Origin of the sequence: Pseudomonas sp. NBRC 111133 (assembly GCF_001320605.1) — a bacterium.
Taxonomy (GTDB): domain Bacteria; phylum Pseudomonadota; class Gammaproteobacteria; order Pseudomonadales; family Pseudomonadaceae; genus Aquipseudomonas; species Aquipseudomonas monteilii.
On the sequence record NZ_BCBJ01000110.1, the window covers coordinates 1 to 17,419 of the forward strand.

Below are 17,419 nucleotides of genomic sequence, written 5' to 3' on the forward strand. Positions count from 1 at the left end.
GGTTGAGGCCCTAGAGGTTGCAGGCGAGTCGTCAGAAAATGCTGGAATCGGCCCTATTCTGACACTGCCCAAGGTTCCGGCCTGACGCCCAGTTAGGGCATAGCTCAATATGACACATGGCTGCAAATCGCTAATTTACCAACTATAAAGAGCTATGCTCTCAAGAAGCGGTTGCGCTAACCGATACAGTATAAATTAGGCCCCAAGTATTATTTTATTTGCGCAAAGGTAATGATTATGTTTTTCAATAAAAACAAACAACTGCTGGACACAGAAAATAAGCTCTCAGAACTACAGTGGCAGCTTGATTCAATAAATCGAAATGTCGCGGAAATCAGATTCAGGCCAGACGGGAGCGTAATCTATGCGAGCAATATCTTTCTAGAGATGCTTGGTTACAAACTCGAAGAAATAGCAGGGCAGCACCACAGAATTTTCTGCGAAAAGAATTATGCTAGCACAGCTGATTATTCGCGCTTCTGGCAGAAATTGGCTGACGGCCATCCTCAATCAGGTTTATTTAGGCGGCTGCGCAAAGACGGTAACTTAATATTGATTGAGGCTACTTATATTCCAGTTCAAAATCAAGATGGAAAAGTTATTGAAATCATTAAGATTGGCTCAGATGTCACTCAGAGAGAAAACGAGTTACTCTCACTAAGAGCCGTCCATGCAGCCATCTCCCGCTCGATGGCGGAGATCGAGTTCACACCTAACGGTGACATTCTGCATGCAAATGAGAATTTCCTCCGTGCTATGGGTTATCGCCTCAGCGATATCAAGGGTCGACACCACCGAATGTTCTGTTTCGATAATTTTTATCAAGAAAATACAAATTTTTGGCAGAGTTTAAAGGGAGGAACTTTTCTCAGCGGGCAATTTGAGCGCAAGACCGCATCGGGAGAGACCATCTATCTTGAGGCCACCTACAACCCCGTCGTTGATGAAGCCGGCCAGGTTGTGAAAGTGTTAAAATTTGCCACCGACGTCAGCTCGCAGAAGCATAAGGCTGATGAAATCCGTCAAGCCGCAGAGCTTTCCTTCACCACCGCCGAGGAGACATCTCAAATTTCCGTGCGGGGCATGGAGTCCCTTGCTAGTTCAATTGAATTATCTCAGAGCACACTTAATTTAATAAACGGTGCGGTTATTTTGATTACACAGCTAAATGCTCAGGCTAAAGATATCGAGAAAATTGTTACCACCATCCAAGGCGTGGCAGAACAAACTAACTTACTAGCACTTAACGCCGCAATTGAAGCTGCCCGAGCGGGTGAAATGGGCCGAGGCTTTGCTGTAGTAGCCGACGAGGTTCGTCAGTTGGCAGCTCGAACTAGCAGTGCCACCGTGGAAATCCAGAATGTGGTAACTGCTAACGGAAAGCTTACTCAGCAACTGAATATAGATATGAACAGCATCGCTAGAAGCGCCGAAGAAAACAACGATCAGATCGCAACTGTAACAACTATTATGCGTGAAATCAGTGACGGTGCAGACCATGTTGCCCGTACCGTATCGACGTTGTTCAAAGACAATAGCTAGTGTCCAGTTTTAGGCAAAATCAGGATCGGAACTTCGAGCCGCAGCGCTACAGAGCCAGAAGCCCAAACTTGGTGACGGCCATCGTGCTATGGAACACGATGTATCTGGAGCGCATCACTTGGGGCTGGTCGAGGCAAGTCGGTGGACGGCGAGCTGCTGCAATACCTGTTGCCGCTGGGCTGGGAGCACATCAACCTGACTGGCGATTACGTCTGGCGGCAGAGCCGCAGGCTGGAGGTCGGGAAGTTCAGGCCGCTACGATTGCCCGGAAAACCTTAGCGTACGATTTTTTCCGAATTCAGCGGGCACCCCTAGAGGGTTCTGGGAATGGAGGTAGGTGCAGGTGGAGGCAACAGCGTGATGATCAAGCTAATCGTCGCAACGGCCAGCATGAGCAGTTGAATGATTCGGTCGTACATGTGAAGGCACTCCTGGGCCTGGAAGATGACTGGAAGCTTGCCGTCACGACCGATTCGAAATCCTCTTGGGTTTTTTCCGCTCGAATCTGATTCGTCACGACGCTGGCCAGGTCAATCATCACCCGCCCAAGAACCCACACATTCCACAAGGTTTCCGATTAACCACGCTCTCCGTGATAGAGGCAGCAACCTGGCAATCCCTGACACATGCCAGCTCAAAGACCATCCAGAAATAAAGAGGGCGCTCTACGCTGCAATCTGAGCCATTCGTAAGGGTGAGATGCACCAGATTCCACGTAGGAGCACGCCCATTAACAAGAGCGGCACCGCACCTAACGGAGATATTTAAGGATGGGATGAAGGTGGCACGGAGGAGAGCAGGTTATGTAGTGCAGGCTGGAGGATCAGTGTGTCGAATCACTCCCCATGAACACCCACCATCTGAATAACTAATCAGGCAACGGCGGAAGCAAAGCAGCCCCGGTAGGGGCAGGTACCTGATATACAGCATCCTTTACACCAGGTTTAATTGGCTCAGCCCCATGGTTTGGACCGGCTGGTTGTGCTGCTGGGGTGGTCTGGGGCGGCTGCTTAGGGCGAAGGGGAACAACCGACGGCGACTGTGCTTCTGTGATGACCGCCTTGTACTTGGCCACCGTTTGGCGAGAGACGCCTGCAGTCAGGGCGATAGCCGTGTAGGTAAGATGAGCCCCTTTAGCGATCAACTGCCGGCAAGCCCCACGGATCTTGTTTGCGGTCTGGTTTTGCCTGACTGCATGGGTCCGTTTGGCGGCGAGGCTCTGGCGCTCCTCGAGTGGCAGCGATCGATCAAGCTCCATCACACCACGATGATAGTCACCACTTCCGCGGTAATGGGACCAGGTCCATCGGGCAATCGATTTAGCCGTGGCGCGCACTGATGACAAGGGCAGGTCGTTGCAACGCTCTCGCGTGCGAAAACGGTTGTCGTTGTGACATTGCGCAAGGACCCGAGAGTAAAACGACTCGAAGTAACCTCCAGCTCGCTCAGCATTGACGATGCTGTATGCGTAGAAACGGACACGTTCGAACAAGGTGCAATGCCTGGAGTGGGACACTGCATCCATGTCGGGTCCTTTGGACCACAAAGGCATCGGCCTGGCCAAGTCGAGTTCTTCAGCCAGATCGCCCAAGTCGTAGACATGATTGTGCAGCTCGGTGGTGATCCACCAAGGATGACCTGGTGTCTTGGCAACTGGACCACTGTGGTAATCGGGGTCAGCCTTGAGCAGTGCGGCCATGCTGTCGTAGACAGCCTTCATGTACAGGATCGGCTTTTCACGGGCTCGCTCGGTGGTACACACCGGAGCAATCGCATAATAGAGGTGCGAGTTGCCTGAGTTTCGGTTACGGACAATGAAGTTGGGGGGGGGAAGCCCATGCTCCTCCCAAATCAGGGAGTTGGTATGGTCGAGATCGAAAACGAGCCATGACACACGGCCAGGACGATTCACCTGCATGTAGGGGTAGCGGATCGCGTATTCACGCGGCCGTACTCTCATCGCCGTTTTATTGTCACTGCAGCGTGCGAGATAAGAAGCCTCTTCGAGGATACGGCTCATCGCTGACGCCGGCTGGTAATAACCCGGGTGCGCAGGCGCCGTCGAAGCTGCCGTGATGAGGTTGCTCACCAGCAGGCCTCAATGAAGAAGCTGACAAATTCAGGGCGAATTAACCCGTGCCGCGTATTGCGCAGCAGAGTGCAGGTGTCCATACTCGAATTACCTGAAAGGGGCCCTCACGTCATCGATCTGCCAGGACCAGATGTGTGGGCTCTTTTTTTTTGCCCGGCAACGGTGGCCGGATCCCTCTTTTAATCGCTCGACCTTTCGATAAAACCTTCCTAAAAAGTGGCATTCGTTGAGCAAGTTTTGGCGAAGGCTAGAGGCTCAGTTTCGCCCCGTCAACCCGCTGAAACCCGCGTATTTACTGGGTTCCCTCCAAATTTCAGAACCGTTTTTCTAATTAGAATGGGCTGCGTTGTCTAAGCGGGTAGCCGCATTGATCCCGAACCCCCTCCCCACGACTGCCCTTGTATGTCGGGGGATCCGAACGCTTCGTACGTCGGTGAAATACGAAATTTCGCATCGGCGATATACGACGTAACTGTCGGTGATGTACGAACCGAAAAATCGGCGATATACGAGCCACAGCAAGTGAAAAAAAACAGCATCGGCGATATACGACTGGCATCGGTGATGTACGAATGCAGGCCACTGCCCCAGGGCGGGTTTTGATCACCCGAAATTTGACCTGCAAGCCCCTGTTTTGGGGGGGTTGAAGGCCAAATCCTGCGCACATTTCATCGGTGAAATACGACCCATACCAGAAAATATCGGTGAAGTACGAGTCGTAATGAAATCACAATGCCATTACTGGCAATTTCGTATTGTAGGTATGCCGTAAACCTAGAAAGCATGCGGCCCCCGTTATTACGGGTCAGGCAAAAGGTTTTTTTGTGTTGACCGATTCCGCATCATGGTTAGAATACGGAAAACGGAGGGCCAGACATGACCAACATCAGGGACGCAGCAGCGCCGCATCTCGAACATCCTGGATCGAGGGAGGATCTCGGACGTGCAGCATACGAACAAGAGCTGATAGAAATCGCTGAAAAACTGCATCAAAACCAGGATGCAGTCGATCCAGTTGCACGTGATCTGGAAGATCGCAAGCAGTTGGCCAGCCATACGTCCAGCATCGTCAAATCAAACCTGGTCCTGTCTTGGGGACTTGCAATTTCGATAGGCCTGAACTGTGTGTTCGGCTGGTTTGTGATGCACCCACACTACGTGTACTTCGCAGCCGACGGCCTCCGGATCGTCAGGCTGGTTCCTCTTGAAGAGCCGTACATCACCGACGCCGAGGCGATTCAATTCGCACGGGATGCGCTGAACCGCTCGATGACGATCAACTTCACCGACTACAGGCAACAGCTTGAAGACGTACGTGGCGATTGGACCAAGCGCGGGTTTGCACAGTATTTGGAGCAGCTGCAGTCAGCAGGCTACCTGGACCTCGTTAAATCCAAGCGCATGAACATGACGGTTACCACTGAAACCGGCGTGCTAGTGAAATCCGAGATTGTTGACGGTGTTTTCGTCCGCCATATCGAAGTTCCGATCGAGATCAAGCTGGTCGGCCAAACCACCGACCTTCAACCCAAGCGATTCATCGCCAAAGTGCCTGTCGCACGTATTCCCACACTGGATTCCATCGTGGGCGTAGGGCTGGACGGCATTGTCACCACGCCCCGGTAAGGAGGAACCCATGATGATGAAATCAGTCTTCGTCGCGTCAGTCTTGACGCTAGCGATCGGCACGGCTCAGGCAGAGCAACAAGGCAATGGTGCGCAAGCCCAACCTCAAGGCCAACCCACGCAAGGCCAACAGCAACCCATTCAAGCGCCGAACGGGGGGCAATGGGTCCGGGTTGAAGGTCCTAGCAGGCAGTCGGGCTTTCCCGCCGCGCCAGGTGCTCCACAGCCTGGCGTGAATCCTCAGATGCAGAGTGCTTTCCCACAGACCAACTACGGGCCAGCAAATTACGCCGTGGCAGGGCAACCCGCTGGAGATCCTCAACAGCAAAACGGTACAGCTCCACTGCCTCCCCTGAACCCGCCTGAAAATGATCATTTCGACGAGGCGATGGAGGTCGCTCAGCCATTCACCCCTGAGCAAATCAAGCAAATGCGACAGGCGTTGGAGAACACGCGAAAGGCGAAGGCCTGGCAGCCAGTACGGGGAATCCCCCGTATTTCCAGCGTATCGGTTGATTTGAGTCCTGGCGCATCGATGCCTGTGTTGCGCGTGGTTCCCGGTGAGCTGTCCAACCTCATCGTGCTGGACTCAACGGGAGCTCCGTGGCCGCTGGCCGCTACGCCTCGTGTTTCCAACCCCGATCTCTATAGCGCGGAATGGCTGCAGGGTACCCATACAGTGGTGGTGTCGACTCCATCGGCTTACGAGACCGGCAGCCTAGCTCTGTACTTGGAAGGGGCTACAACACCGGTGATCGTCAAAATCGTCAGTGGCGAACCCGATGGGAAGAAGGACCGAGCCCGTGTGTATGACGCTCGGCTTGATCTGCGTGTTCCAGGCCGTGGCCCGCTGGCCAAGGCGGCTGTGATGGGCCCGGGGAAGATTGCCCTCTACGACGACCTCCTGCAGGCCTTTCTGGATGGGATTCCACCAAAAGACGCCAAACAGGTGAAGGCGCAAGGCGCAGTGCCTTCGCATACCCAGATCTGGCAATACGACGGGAATCTCTACGTCCGTACTCGCCAGGATTTTCAAACTGCATTCGATAACACCCTCGCTGCCGGCGACGGTACTCGTGTGTACCGCTTACCCGTGACTCCCTTCATCACCCTCTCCCAGATGGGTCAAAAAGTCACCCTCCAACTCGACATTTACTGAGGTAGCGCATGAGCACTCAAGCTGACATTGGAAGGCAGACCAAGGTAACCATCCTCGCGGCAGTAATTGCTGTCGCAGCCCTCGGCTATGCCGGTTACACCTGGCTCAATAGCCGCCATCAAACCAGCTCCAACCTCGGGGTAATCAACGGTGATGGCAAGGGGGGCACCACTGAAGAGAGTGAGGCCTATCGCCGGGTCTTGGAGAAATACAACCACAACAACGCCAAGCAGGCAGAGTCGAACGGGCAGTCCTACATGTCCGTCATGTCAACCGCCCAAGCGAACCCTGCGGGAACTGCGGATAAGGCAGGTTCGGGCCAGCAGCAACAGCCTCAGGTCAACTATTACTACCAAGCCGCGGCACAGCCCCAACAGCCCGTCGAGCGCAACAAAGAAATGGACAAGCTTGTCGCGAATCAGGTGGGTGCCTTCATGACCGGCTGGACGGTGAAAACCCATGGGACCGGCACCACGACCCAGGAACAGGCGTACTCGCAGTCTATCAAACCCGCGTCCCTGACTAGCGCAGGAGGTGCTGCTGGTACCGCGAGTACTGCGCAATCTACGAACTCGCGTGCTGGCAAGGCACAGGACCAGGTTGTCGTGGACGGTTTCTTCCTAACGCCTGCGCTGCTTAAAACCGAGCTCGACACTGACGAAAACTCGATGGTTACAGCTGAGATCCCAGGTGGCCGACTCGCAGGCGCCAGGGTGTTCGCGATGGGCTACAAGCGCCTCAACGAAACCATTGATATGACCTTTACCTACATGGAGTGGAAGGGCCGTAGCTACAAGATCACAGCCAAAGCGGTTGATCCTGAAAGCATGCGTACGGCGCTGTCGGGTGATGTGAACAACCGCTACTTCAGCCGAATCATTCTACCTGCCCTGGCTCTGGCGATCGGCAAAACTGGTCAGCTGTACGAGCGCTCCGCCTCGGAGAACATCATCACGAGCGAAGGCGCCGTGATTCAGACATATCCAACGACGCCTAGTGGGAAAGCCGTCGCGGGCACCTTTGCCGGCGGTATCGGCCAACAGGCCGGGCAGGTGCTGGCCAATGACGCCGCCAACATGCCGCAGAAACAAGTGATCCGTCCAATCAACTCCACGATCGGTGTTCAGTTCGTTGGACCAGTGCTGGCCAGTGACCAGTTGGAAAAGGACGCGCTGATGGCGAACCAGAAAGCTGAGCTGAATACCCTCGGCCAACCAGGTGGCCAGCCTCAGCAACAGTATCGCCTCTCACCAAATGCCGCAGGTGCAACCAACTCAAACGGGTTCGGTGGGTACCAGGGTGTCTCGCCAGGATATGGCCAGCAGTACATGGGCCAGCCAACCATCATCGATCCAACTCGCTACTGAGTTAGGGCAGGGGACTTTCACATGACTACACAAGCAGCGGAAGAGTTGGACATTTTCAAAACTGGCGCTCAGTCGGGTAAACCGGTTGAGGCGCCGAAAGCCGAAGAGCAACAGTCCAAGAAAACATCTCCGGCTAACGCGATCCAGGGCGACCGTAAGAAGCGTATCGTCAATTTCGTCAACCGGATTGAAGCCTGGCATTTCTTGGTACTGGCGGTAGTGCTGGCAGTCCTCTTCGTGATGGTGCCCAAGCTGTTTCCGAAACATCAAACCAGCGCGCAACAGCAGCCCACTCCAGTGCAACAAGACGCTGTGAACAACGTTTTGACGGCCCCTGAACCGGAGCCTCAAGAGGCAGTGGTACCGGCAGCGAGTCCGGAACAGTCCGCTCTATCTGCCGAACAGCTGAAAGGCCTCAATGAGCAAGTGGGGAGCCTGAGCGGAGTAGTGGTCGGTCTGCAAAAAACCATCAGCGAATTAGAAGCAAAGGTCGCTCTTCTCGAATCGGACAAAGCGGATGTGGGCAAGAAAGTTGTCCATTCGCCCGCTGTACGCCGTCAAGCTCAGGTGAGCCAACCATCGGCAATGGCTGGCTACACCCTGAATACCGTTTATTCAGACCAAGCCTGGATTCAGCACGGAGAAAAAACTTTCGTAGTCCAGGTGGGCGATCTCGTAGACGGCGTGAAGATCACGGGGATTGACCCTGTGGCACGTCGAGTCACCACTACTCATGGCGTGATCCGCTAAGGAACCGAATATGGATCTGGCAAGCATGATCATCTCAGCGGCCAACTCATTGGTCGCCGTACTGTGGGGGTTGCTCTGGTCCTTGAGCGCTCTCGCTGGGATGGTTTACGCGGGAACCGTGCTGCGTCGGATGCAGCTTGCCACCATTGAACCTGGCCACCGTCCTATCACGCTCGGCAGCACATTCGCGGTGCTCGTGATTGGCGCTGCTCTGTTCAACATGTCCGGGATGATCAGTACAACCTGGACGAGCTTTGGTAGCGGCTCTACCACCTACGGGGCCATTTCCTACAGCGGAGCCGATAGCTTTGGCAGGTTCAAGGATGCTGTAAACGCGGTGCTGACCCTTGCTTCATTTGCAGGCGGTTGCTTCTTCTTCAAAGGGTTGCTGCTGATGAAGAAAGCTGCACTAGAGGGAGAAAGTTCACAGGGGGGCGACGACGCCATTTGGCGTGGCCTCACCCACATGATTTTCGGCGCTGCGTTGACACATGTCGACAAGGTGATCGAGGCCTTCCAGGCCACCTTCCAACTCTACTGGTAACAAAACAAGGAGCGTCATCATGAAATTTAACCCTATCGAGTTTGCTGTTGATGCTGTGCGTCGTGGCCATATCCGCCTGGTGACCAAAGCTGAGGAATACAAAGCCAACCCCATGCAGCGGGGCCTCATGTTCATGACTGCTGGCATCACCATGTCCACGTTGCTGGTCACCAAAACCGCTTATGCAGACGGTCTCGCCGGTATGGCTCAGAAGGGCAGTGAACAGGGCGACGACATCAAAGAAAGCCTTGGTCCAATTTTCCTGGCGCTTGGGTTCGCCGGCGCTGCCTTCGGTGGCATGAACATGTGGAAGAAAACCAACGACGAGAACTCGCGTATTACTGGCAAGCAGATCTGGGGCCCGATGCTCGCCGGGGCAGCGCTGGGCGGCACTGGTTTCATGATGACCACTGCCGGCGAGACCGTGGGTATCAGCGGTAGCGAATTCGGCAAAGTTCCTAACTGATCAAGACCACTTGGCAGCCCGAAACATGGCTGCCTTGGAGACTGCATGAGCGACGTGAAACAGGTTCAGACAGTACCGGAATCGGGGCTTGGCCAAAACTTCGAGAAACCCGTTCTTCCGCTGATGGCCATGGCCACGAAAGCGCGGGTTTGGGGGGATGCCACTCCAAACGCGATCGAGCCCAACCCGGAGCAACTGACGGCCGAAATGCGGGCGACCATTACCCGTCAGGCGCAGGGGCAGTGCTATTTCTGCGGTGTACGCGCTCGTGCCGGTCATGTTCACAACATTAACCATAACCATCAGGATCTGCGGCCGGAAAATCTCCGGCTTGTAGATCCGCTGTGTCATGGGTGGCAGCACCTGGGTGAAATCGACGACGGCCAAGCCTTCATCGCCTACCTCCCGGGCTTGTCTCCCCAGGATGCGAATCATCTGCAGCGAGCCACCATGATCGCCTTGGAAACCGGGGACGAACAAACGAAGGCGGACGCGAAGAAAATCCTCAACTGGATGGCTTCCCATCGGGAATACACCGAAAAGGCCTGGGGCACTCACTCGCCCAAAATTTTCGCTGAGGCGATGACTCGCCTCGGCAAGGTTGACGCCGATGTTAACTCCCTCGTTTTCCAAGGGTTGAGCGTCATTTTCAATCCCGCTCAGTTCAGCCAGGTCGTTAAGGGTTGGGCACAGGATGCGTATGGCGCAGCTCCCACTTCTACGTGGGCCCAAGTACATCACGATGTGATGAACGCGCCGAGCTAAGGAGGCAGCATGGGACTTCTCGATAAGTGCGTAGACGCACTGGAAGGTACCTTGGAGTACCTCGCAAAACACTTCATTCACAAGGACATGACCAGTTACTGCGAACTGGCCACTGCTGTGGGGCTGACCGATGCTGATATCGAGAAATCCCCGGATCTGAAGGATCCCTACACCTTGGTCAACAGTGACTACTCGCTGCTGACAGTATTCGATCTGCAGGGCACGTACCAGATGCTTTCTGAAGCTGAGTTTTCAGAGATGCTGGAGTCCCTGCGCATCCGCATGACCGGATATATGCGTGAAAAGGGCCATAGCCTGACGTTCAGCTTCGAGCGTGATCCTGAGCGTGCTACCGATGAGCTTATGCGCCTCGCCGAACCCTTGTTGAATACCGCCCGACGAATCGGCCTCAAAAGCGAGGACATCATTCTTGATCGAGTGAAGCGAAACGCTCCGCATTGTGCGTGGGAGCAAAACCTGCTGGTCGTCTACACGCACCTCACGTCCTTGAGCAAGGAAGAACAGGATCGCGAACTCGGCGAGCTGGCTAAGAAAGCCTCGAAGCACAAGCTTCCGCGCCTCACCTATGGGCAAAATCCCGCATTTGCCCTTGCTGCTCTCAAGTACCGCCATGACACGATGATTGATCGACTCATGGACGACTTCATCTCATGTGGGGTCGAGGGCAAAAAGGGCATCATGATGAAGCCTTTGAGCGCCCACGAGGCAATCAAGCGCATCAGGATCATGTTGAATCGGGAAGGGACGTCGCAGAAGTTCCGACCCCAGATCGTCGGCGATCGCTTCATGCTTCGCGGCTCGGCTGACGCCAAAGACTATTCGGAGCTTGTACCCCCGCGCCTCAGCTACCAAATCTGCAGCAACGACGTTGAGCCCATGGGTAACTACGTCAAGACCGACAGCCTGTGGCACGGATCGCTTGCAATGGAGCTTGGCCCACAAGACGTCGTTCACTTCGCAAAGCTGTTCGACGCAGTGGGCAAAAAGGATCCGTGGCGGATTCGTTTCGATATCTCGCCGGGCGGCCTTTCAATGATGCGAGCGCGCAAATTGATGGTCGGCTTTGTCGGCGTGTTGCCTGATAACAGGGCGATCCGTGATTCTTTCAAGGACTTAGAGGCCATATCGAAAGATCAGGCGGTCATGTCGATGAAAGTGATGGCCTCTTCCTGGAGCAGTACCAAAACAGATCTCGAAACCCGGCTTTCACGCCTGGAGAAGGCAATCCAGTCCTGGGGCACCTGTCAGGTGCAGAAAACCCATGGTGACCCCATGGCCGCTCTCGCGTCTTCGATCCCAGGCTTCACCACCAAAAACACCGCTAACCGTCTTCTACCACCGTTGAAAGAGGCCATGAAAATGTTGCCTTTGCAGCGGCCGGCGACGCCGTGGCCCGATAATGGTTCGTGGATCACTCGGACTCCAGACGGAAAGATTTTTCCGATTGGGCTCGGCAGCTCGATCCAGGACACGTGGATTGAGCTTGTCTCTGGTATTCCTGGCTCGGGTAAATCGGTCGCCGCAAACTGCATGCACAACGCGACGTTGCATCGTCCAGGTGCGACCCAGCTCCCATTGCTAACGATCGTGGATGTTGGGCCATCCTCCTCAGGTCTGATTCAAATGATCCAGGATTCGCTTCCTGATCATCGGAAGTCCGAGGCGGCGTACCTCAGACTGCAGAACAATCGCGACTTCGCATCGAATCCGTTCGACCCCCAGCTTGGGGCGCGTCAGCCCACTCGCCGCGAGCGCGAATATTGCGTCGACTTCTTGAACTTGCTCTGTGCCAGCGTCGCCACTGATGGCCAAGGCGGGGCAAAAGCTCGCACACCATCCGACTGTGCCGCAGTCAACGAAATGTTGATGACCCTTGTATATGACGACAAAGCGGGGCGGGGGGCGAATCAGTATGAGCCGGATGTAGTGCCTGCGGTTGACAAGGTACTAGCCGAGTCGGGAATCAGCGCTGAGCATGATGAAAAGTGGTGGAGCGCTGCAACCTGGTACGAAGTGACTGACATGCTGTTCGCTGCAGGCTATGTGCGTGAAGCAACCTACGCTCACCGCCAGGCTTCCCCTGTCCTGCCGGACTTCACTGCCATGCTGAACAACGAAGGCGTGCGTCAAACCTTCGGTGAAATCAAAACCGCCGCCGGCGAACCGCTGCTGAAATACATGGGCCGTTGCTTCACATTGGCATCGACGACCTATGCCGTTTTTTCCGGTCGTACACGATTTGAAGTCGACTCGACGACACGAGTCATTTCGGTGGACCTCAATGACGTGATTGGGTCGAAGACGCCTGAGGGCTCGATCAAAACGTCCTGCATGTACATGTTTGCCCGCCACCTGGGGGCTAAGAACTATTTCTTGCGCGAGGAAGACATCCGCCTCGTAGCTCCGCCGCTGTACCTCGATTACCACCTTAAACGTGCTGAGGATGTGGCTTCGCAGCAGAAGACCATTGCCTATGACGAATGGCACAACACCGAGGGCATGGATACCCCAGTGCAAACGCTGGTGAAGGACGGTCGTGAAGGCCGAAAATGGGGTATCCGTATCATGGTTATTTCCCAGTACCTGCGCGACTTCCCACTTGCTCTGCTCAACGCGGCCACTTCGGTCTACGTGTTGCGAGGCGGCAACGTGGATGACGAAAACGTGCTGCGCGAAACCTTCAAGGTATCTCACGAAACAATCCAACAACTGCACCTGCAGTGCACAGGTCCAGGGCGCAATGGCGCGAACATGCTCGCCCTGTTCAAGACGAACCAAGGCACGATCACCCAGATTTTGACCAACACAACTGGTCCGCTTGAGCTCTGGGCAATGTCCACCACCCAACAGGATACGGCGCTGCGAACCGAGTTGTACAAGCGGATCGGTCCTATGGCTGCTCGCCAGGTTCTCGCCAAACGCTTCCCTCTTGGCACTGCCAAGTCACACATCGAAGCACTCGAATACGCGTCCACGTCCAACGCCAAGCTGAGTGTTGTGAAGCAATTGGCAGAGGATCTGGTTACCGCGTATTACGCCGAACAAAGCCCCCGAGGAGAACACGTATGAAGACCATATTCCGCATTACTCCTCTTGCCGTGGCTCTCCTGATCGGCTCCGCAGCTTCAACCCCCGCCTACGCGCTTTGCGACGGCTGCGTCGTAGGCGCGATCGGAACCTCAACGGTCACTCTGACCGGGGCGATCGCCGCTACAACAGCCTCAGTGAACGCCATGAACTTGTCGGTTAGCCAGCTGCTTTACCAGGTGGGTACCGCGACTACCCAAGGCGCAAGCAAGGTTGCTAATACCATTGAAACTGCTGCTCGGGTTCAACGGGAGTTTGACGCGAATCAGGAGCGTAGCCGTCGCTACGAGAATGCCCGCCAGAACTACTACGTGCCCAACTCGATCTGCAGCGAATCCGGTTCGGGCGGTTTCAATGAAGTCAGGGCGGGGGTTGCAGCAGTAAAAGCCTCTATCCGCACAGGTGGAGGGGGGAAAGCTGCCAGCACCAAAATCAACCAGGCTCTTACTGCTCCAGCCCAGCCGCCCTCGATCGATGCCATGCGCTCGGCAAGCATCCATGCTGACTACTGCGATACCGATGATTACGCTGCATATGGTGGAGCAACAGCCTGCCCAGCCGTTTCGACTACCATGCCCGGGGCCGACAAACGCCTCGACTCGTTGACTATCGGCGCCGGCAAGGATGGCAAGGACCAGGACCTCACCTTTACTCAGGCGCAAACCGACGCAGCCAGGATGTACACGCAGAACTCCGCGCGGCGTTCAGTGGCTCCCCAGCTCAAGAAGGGGCAGGCCGAATCTGACGCTGGTGTCCAGTACATCGGCCTGATGAACCAGTACAACTCGATCATCTCCGCTGCGACGGATCCTCAAGATCAAATGATCGCCGCAAGCCAACCACTGGACTCAACTAAAGATCTGCTTAAAGAGGCACGGTACTCAAAATCGGCTGAGTCTTACTACCAAAAGATTGCCTCGGCAGAAGCTAAGCGCACGGGAACCATGTCGGCCCGCGAATTCGAGTATTTCGAGGTGGGGCGTCGCTACGCAAACACAGAGTACCAGGCTGATCTGCAGAACATGACAGGCGATAACCTGGTGCGTGAGCAGATCCGCGTCCAAACGCAGACCAACTGGTTGCTACTCGAACTGCGCAACGATGTGACCCGCGGGAACATCATCAACGGTCTGAACCTGGCCAGCTCTGCACGCCAGGAATTCGAGCCTGTCTTGGGTGAAAAATACCGGGCTGTTAACGGTCGCATGGGGGGGGCCAACTGATGAGTGAAGAAAAGCTGCAGTCTTCCAAGGTCCGTCGGGGGCTGTCCATCGGGCTCCACCTAGTAATTCCGTTCTGGGCCATGCGTCAGACTTATCGACTGGCCAAAAACGAAGTCTCCAGGTCCAAGGAGCATTTAGAGGTCATTCGGCAATTGTCGGCCGAAGCAAAGGAAACACTGCGCGACCGTCGTGAGAAGGCTGATAGTGAGCAGCTGTCATTCAGCGAGGCGATGAAAAATCGCAAGCCTGGAGCCATGTCCATTCCTGAGCTCTATCGCTACTTTCTGTCTCGCAAGCGGGCCTGCCAGCTGGCAGCCTTGGTCTTGGGACTCTTCGCAGTGCTCGGCATTTTGCTTGGAGTCCATTTCGACTCGTCGAAAGGGGTGGTCCAGGGCTTGCTCTCGATCGCCACGGCAATGCCTCTACTCTTCGCAATGGCTCTGAGCGCCCAGCTGCGGCTATGGCAGCTCAAGACGCAGCGCCTTTCAAAGGAGGAAAAAGGTGGCTTGAAGGACTTCATTCGGGAGAACCGGAACTGGTTCCGGCAGCTGCTCGATCCTGAATACGGCCACGGGAAAGGAGGCCGGCCATGAGAATTCAGCACAAAGCATTTGCCGTGATTGCTGCCATGCTCTGCAGCACCTTGGCTTGGGCTGACAGCACCACACTGGGCGAAATCTCGGAAGCGGCCAAGCGCAGCGGCGATAAATCGCGTGAAGCGCTTGTCTCCATCTATGGCCAGGTCGTGAACAACCCGTTGGCCTCGGCCGGCGGAAGTGGCGACACCATCCTCGCGAATATCTTCCAGGTGTTTAACAGCGCATTGCTTGTCGTGGGTGCGATGTGGGCCTGCTATATCGTATTCCGCAAGCTGACGCGCACTGCCCACGATGGATCGATCTTCGACCGTCAGCAGTCCTCGTCGTGGGGACCTGTGCGACTTGTGTGGGGTGTCGTGTCGCTGGTCCCTACTGCCAACGGTTGGTCGCTCTCGCAGCTGTTGATGCTGTGGTCGGCGTCAGTAATGGGGGTTGGTGTGGCCAACCTCGGCGTCGATGCTGCGATCTCCAGTTTTGAAGATGGCCAATCGATGGTCGTGCAGCCAGTAATGCCCTCAACTGCCGCTCTGGCGCACAGTGTGTATGAAGCCAACCTTTGCTTGCACGGTATCAATGCCGGCATCGCTCAAGCCCAAGCGAGCGGTGGCCTGGTCATTCCGGGCGGCTACATTCAACAGACCGCTACTAACAAAGGGTTCATCCTCAAAAACAACAGCTTTGTCTGTGGTGGAGCGGACATCAGTGGCGACCTCACAGCACAGCCGGCCTCCACGAACATTATCAGCGGCACGATCGATGTAGCCGATATCAGGCAGGCGCACCTGGATGCGCTGAAGGCTATGCAGGCGTCCCTGAGCCAGTCGGCCCAGTCGTTTGTGAATGCCTCTGTCCAACGAGCCAGTGGGTCTAAAACGGCTCTGCCCGACAGCGAGTACGCCATCCAGATCGCAGCGCAGACCTATGAAAACTCGGTGAACAAGGTCGCCGGTACTAAGCAAGGGGACATCAAGCGACTTGCTCAGGAACTCAGCTCAAACATCAGCAAATCGGGATGGTGGGTATTGGGTGCCTGGTATCAGACTTTCGCTCAAGCGAACACCAAACTTTCTGACGCCATGGCCGCAAAAGCAACTGTGTTCGGTATGTCGACCAGCGGAGATCCCTCAGTCGTATCCGTATACGACGAAGCCTACGCGGCCTATAAGGCCCAGCAGGAAACAACCTCCTACACCCCTACGGCAGGCACCAGTGCTACCGGCGACTACTCCAAAGGCGTCGTAGGCGCGGATGCGGGCAACATCATCGGGAGTATGTTCGCTGCGCCTGGCCAGCGAATCGTGAACTACCTGATCGACGTGAATGCCGGCGGCGAAGGGCTGGGTCAGCTCAACCCCCTGATCAAGATGAAGAACCTGGGCGACTTCACGATGGTTGCGGCAGAAACGGCCATGGGCGCCTATGTGACCGCGAAGGCCATCGAGAAGGTCAAGGATGGCTGGAGTGTTGCCGGCGTATTCGCCAAGGTGGCAAACGCCGTGACATCGGTTGGAGATGCTTTGAGCGGCGTGCTTGAAGGTGTATCACCATTCATCATTGGCCTCGTCCTGGCGATGTTCATTCTGGGCGGTACGCTCTCGACATATCTCCCCATGGTTCCATTCATCATCTGGTTCGGGGCCGCGGTCAACTGGCTGGTAGTGGTTGGCGAAGCAATCATTGCGGCGCCACTGTGGGCCTTTACGCATTTGGGTAGCGAAGGGGAGGGCATGGGCCACAAAACCTCCCATGGCTATATTTTCCTGCTGAACGTGATGATCCGCCCTGCACTGATGGTCGTCGGGTTCTTCTTAGGCGGGGCTGCACTGATCGCAGGAGGCACGTTGCTCAACCAGTGCTTCGGGATTGCCCTGGCCAACGCCCAGTTCGACTCTGTGACGGGATTGTTCTCGATCATCTTCTACTTGGCGATCTACTGCAGCATGTGTTTGACCTTGGTCCACAGCTGCTTCAACCTGATCCTGATCGTTCCCGACCAGGTCATTAACTGGGTCGGTGGTCACGCCGCAGCATCGGTGGGCCGTGAGGACAATGAACGGATGCGTAACGCGATGAACATCTTCGGTAGCCGCCTCGAGCACTTGGCGCCCAAAGGGGGAGCAGGGGGCGACAACAGACGCACTAAGGGTGGCGATGGGATCAAGGGATGATCAAATTGGG

Annotated in this window: 13 protein-coding genes and 2 pseudogenes; 14 read left to right on the forward strand and 1 reads right to left on the reverse strand. The window is 55.5% G+C overall.

Going from position 1 to position 17,419, the window contains the following annotated elements; translation table 11 throughout:
- Positions 1 to 237: 237 nt before the first annotated feature.
- From APH36_RS33305 to APH36_RS24550, 3 genes and pseudogenes are all read left to right on the forward strand, one after another.
- Positions 238 to 996 (forward strand): annotated as a pseudogene (locus tag APH36_RS33305) (PAS domain-containing protein); the annotation flags it as partial.
- Positions 997 to 1,083: 87 nt separating this feature from the next.
- Positions 1,084 to 1,542 (forward strand): methyl-accepting chemotaxis protein, encoded by a 459-nt coding sequence (locus tag APH36_RS33310; RefSeq protein ID WP_255260238.1) that lies wholly within the window; start codon positions 1,084 to 1,086, stop codon positions 1,540 to 1,542.
- A gap of 20 nt (positions 1,543 to 1,562) precedes the next feature.
- A pseudogene (locus tag APH36_RS24550) lies at positions 1,563 to 1,821 on the forward strand (Tn3 family transposase); the annotation flags it as partial.
- A 589-nt stretch (positions 1,822 to 2,410) separates the two neighbouring features.
- On the opposite strand, the gene APH36_RS24555 reads toward APH36_RS24550, so the two are convergent.
- Positions 2,411 to 3,631: a replication initiation protein gene (locus APH36_RS24555; RefSeq protein WP_054903364.1), complete on the reverse strand. Its 1,221-nt coding sequence runs from the start codon at positions 3,629 to 3,631 to the stop codon at positions 2,411 to 2,413.
- Between the two features lie 879 nt (positions 3,632 to 4,510).
- Here APH36_RS24555 and APH36_RS24560 point away from each other — a divergent pair.
- The 11 genes from APH36_RS24560 to APH36_RS24610 are packed head-to-tail and all read left to right on the forward strand — an operon-like array spanning position 4,511 to position 17,409.
- Entirely contained in the window at positions 4,511 to 5,260 is a 750-nt protein-coding gene (locus APH36_RS24560; protein WP_009682434.1) for a DotI/IcmL family type IV secretion protein, read from the forward strand.
- A gap of 10 nt (positions 5,261 to 5,270) precedes the next feature.
- Positions 5,271 to 6,419 carry a DotH/IcmK family type IV secretion protein gene (locus tag APH36_RS24565; RefSeq protein WP_054903365.1) on the forward strand — a complete coding sequence of 383 codons (1,149 nt, stop codon included), beginning with the start codon at positions 5,271 to 5,273 and terminating at the stop codon, positions 6,417 to 6,419.
- Positions 6,420 to 6,427: 8 nt separating this feature from the next.
- Positions 6,428 to 7,786, forward strand: a complete 1,359-nt coding sequence (gene traO, locus APH36_RS24570; protein ID WP_054903366.1) for a conjugal transfer protein TraO — start codon at positions 6,428 to 6,430, stop codon at positions 7,784 to 7,786.
- A gap of 21 nt (positions 7,787 to 7,807) precedes the next feature.
- Complete coding sequence (locus tag APH36_RS24575; RefSeq protein WP_054903367.1) at positions 7,808 to 8,536, forward strand: hypothetical protein; 729 nt, start codon at positions 7,808 to 7,810, stop codon at positions 8,534 to 8,536.
- A 10-nt stretch (positions 8,537 to 8,546) separates the two neighbouring features.
- Positions 8,547 to 9,080, forward strand: coding sequence for a conjugal transfer protein TraQ (traQ, locus tag APH36_RS24580; RefSeq protein ID WP_009682438.1), 534 nt, complete (start codon positions 8,547 to 8,549; stop codon positions 9,078 to 9,080).
- 19 nt (positions 9,081 to 9,099) lie between these two features.
- Positions 9,100 to 9,546, forward strand: coding sequence for a DUF6750 family protein (locus tag APH36_RS24585; protein ID WP_054903368.1), 447 nt, complete (start codon positions 9,100 to 9,102; stop codon positions 9,544 to 9,546).
- Between the two features lie 45 nt (positions 9,547 to 9,591).
- Positions 9,592 to 10,311 (forward strand): HNH endonuclease, encoded by a 720-nt coding sequence (locus APH36_RS24590; RefSeq protein ID WP_054903369.1) that lies wholly within the window; start codon positions 9,592 to 9,594, stop codon positions 10,309 to 10,311.
- Positions 10,312 to 10,320: 9 nt separating this feature from the next.
- Positions 10,321 to 13,401 (forward strand): conjugal transfer protein TraU, encoded by a 3,081-nt coding sequence (locus APH36_RS24595; protein ID WP_054903370.1) that lies wholly within the window; start codon positions 10,321 to 10,323, stop codon positions 13,399 to 13,401.
- Entirely contained in the window at positions 13,398 to 14,642 is a 1,245-nt protein-coding gene (traW, locus tag APH36_RS24600) for a conjugal transfer protein TraW (RefSeq protein ID WP_060500891.1), read from the forward strand. Before APH36_RS24595 ends, traW begins: the two co-directional genes overlap by 4 nt.
- Positions 14,642 to 15,235, forward strand: coding sequence for a hypothetical protein (locus APH36_RS24605; RefSeq protein WP_009682444.1), 594 nt, complete (start codon positions 14,642 to 14,644; stop codon positions 15,233 to 15,235). Before traW ends, APH36_RS24605 begins: the two co-directional genes overlap by 1 nt.
- Positions 15,232 to 17,409, forward strand: coding sequence for a DotA/TraY family protein (locus APH36_RS24610; protein ID WP_054903372.1), 2,178 nt, complete (start codon positions 15,232 to 15,234; stop codon positions 17,407 to 17,409). Before APH36_RS24605 ends, APH36_RS24610 begins: the two co-directional genes overlap by 4 nt.
- Positions 17,410 to 17,419 lie beyond the last annotated feature (10 nt).

Excerpts from the sequence above, each read along its gene's own strand:
- APH36_RS33310 (WP_255260238.1), top strand. The coding sequence starts at position 1,084 with ATGGAGTCCCTTGCTAGTTCAATTGAATTATCTCAGAGCACACTTAAT.
- APH36_RS24585 (WP_054903368.1), top strand. The coding sequence starts at position 9,100 with ATGAAATTTAACCCTATCGAGTTTGCTGTTGATGCTGTGCGTCGTGGC.
- traO (WP_054903366.1), top strand. The coding sequence starts at position 6,428 with ATGAGCACTCAAGCTGACATTGGAAGGCAGACCAAGGTAACCATCCTC.
- APH36_RS24565 (WP_054903365.1), top strand. The coding sequence starts at position 5,271 with ATGATGATGAAATCAGTCTTCGTCGCGTCAGTCTTGACGCTAGCGATC.
- APH36_RS24590 (WP_054903369.1), top strand. The coding sequence starts at position 9,592 with ATGAGCGACGTGAAACAGGTTCAGACAGTACCGGAATCGGGGCTTGGC.
- APH36_RS24605 (WP_009682444.1), top strand. The coding sequence starts at position 14,642 with ATGAGTGAAGAAAAGCTGCAGTCTTCCAAGGTCCGTCGGGGGCTGTCC.
- APH36_RS24610 (WP_054903372.1), top strand. The coding sequence starts at position 15,232 with ATGAGAATTCAGCACAAAGCATTTGCCGTGATTGCTGCCATGCTCTGC.
- APH36_RS24575 (WP_054903367.1), top strand. The coding sequence starts at position 7,808 with ATGACTACACAAGCAGCGGAAGAGTTGGACATTTTCAAAACTGGCGCT.
- APH36_RS24560 (WP_009682434.1), top strand. The coding sequence starts at position 4,511 with ATGACCAACATCAGGGACGCAGCAGCGCCGCATCTCGAACATCCTGGA.
- traW (WP_060500891.1), top strand. The coding sequence starts at position 13,398 with ATGAAGACCATATTCCGCATTACTCCTCTTGCCGTGGCTCTCCTGATC.
- traQ (WP_009682438.1), top strand. The coding sequence starts at position 8,547 with ATGGATCTGGCAAGCATGATCATCTCAGCGGCCAACTCATTGGTCGCC.
- APH36_RS24595 (WP_054903370.1), top strand. The coding sequence starts at position 10,321 with ATGGGACTTCTCGATAAGTGCGTAGACGCACTGGAAGGTACCTTGGAG.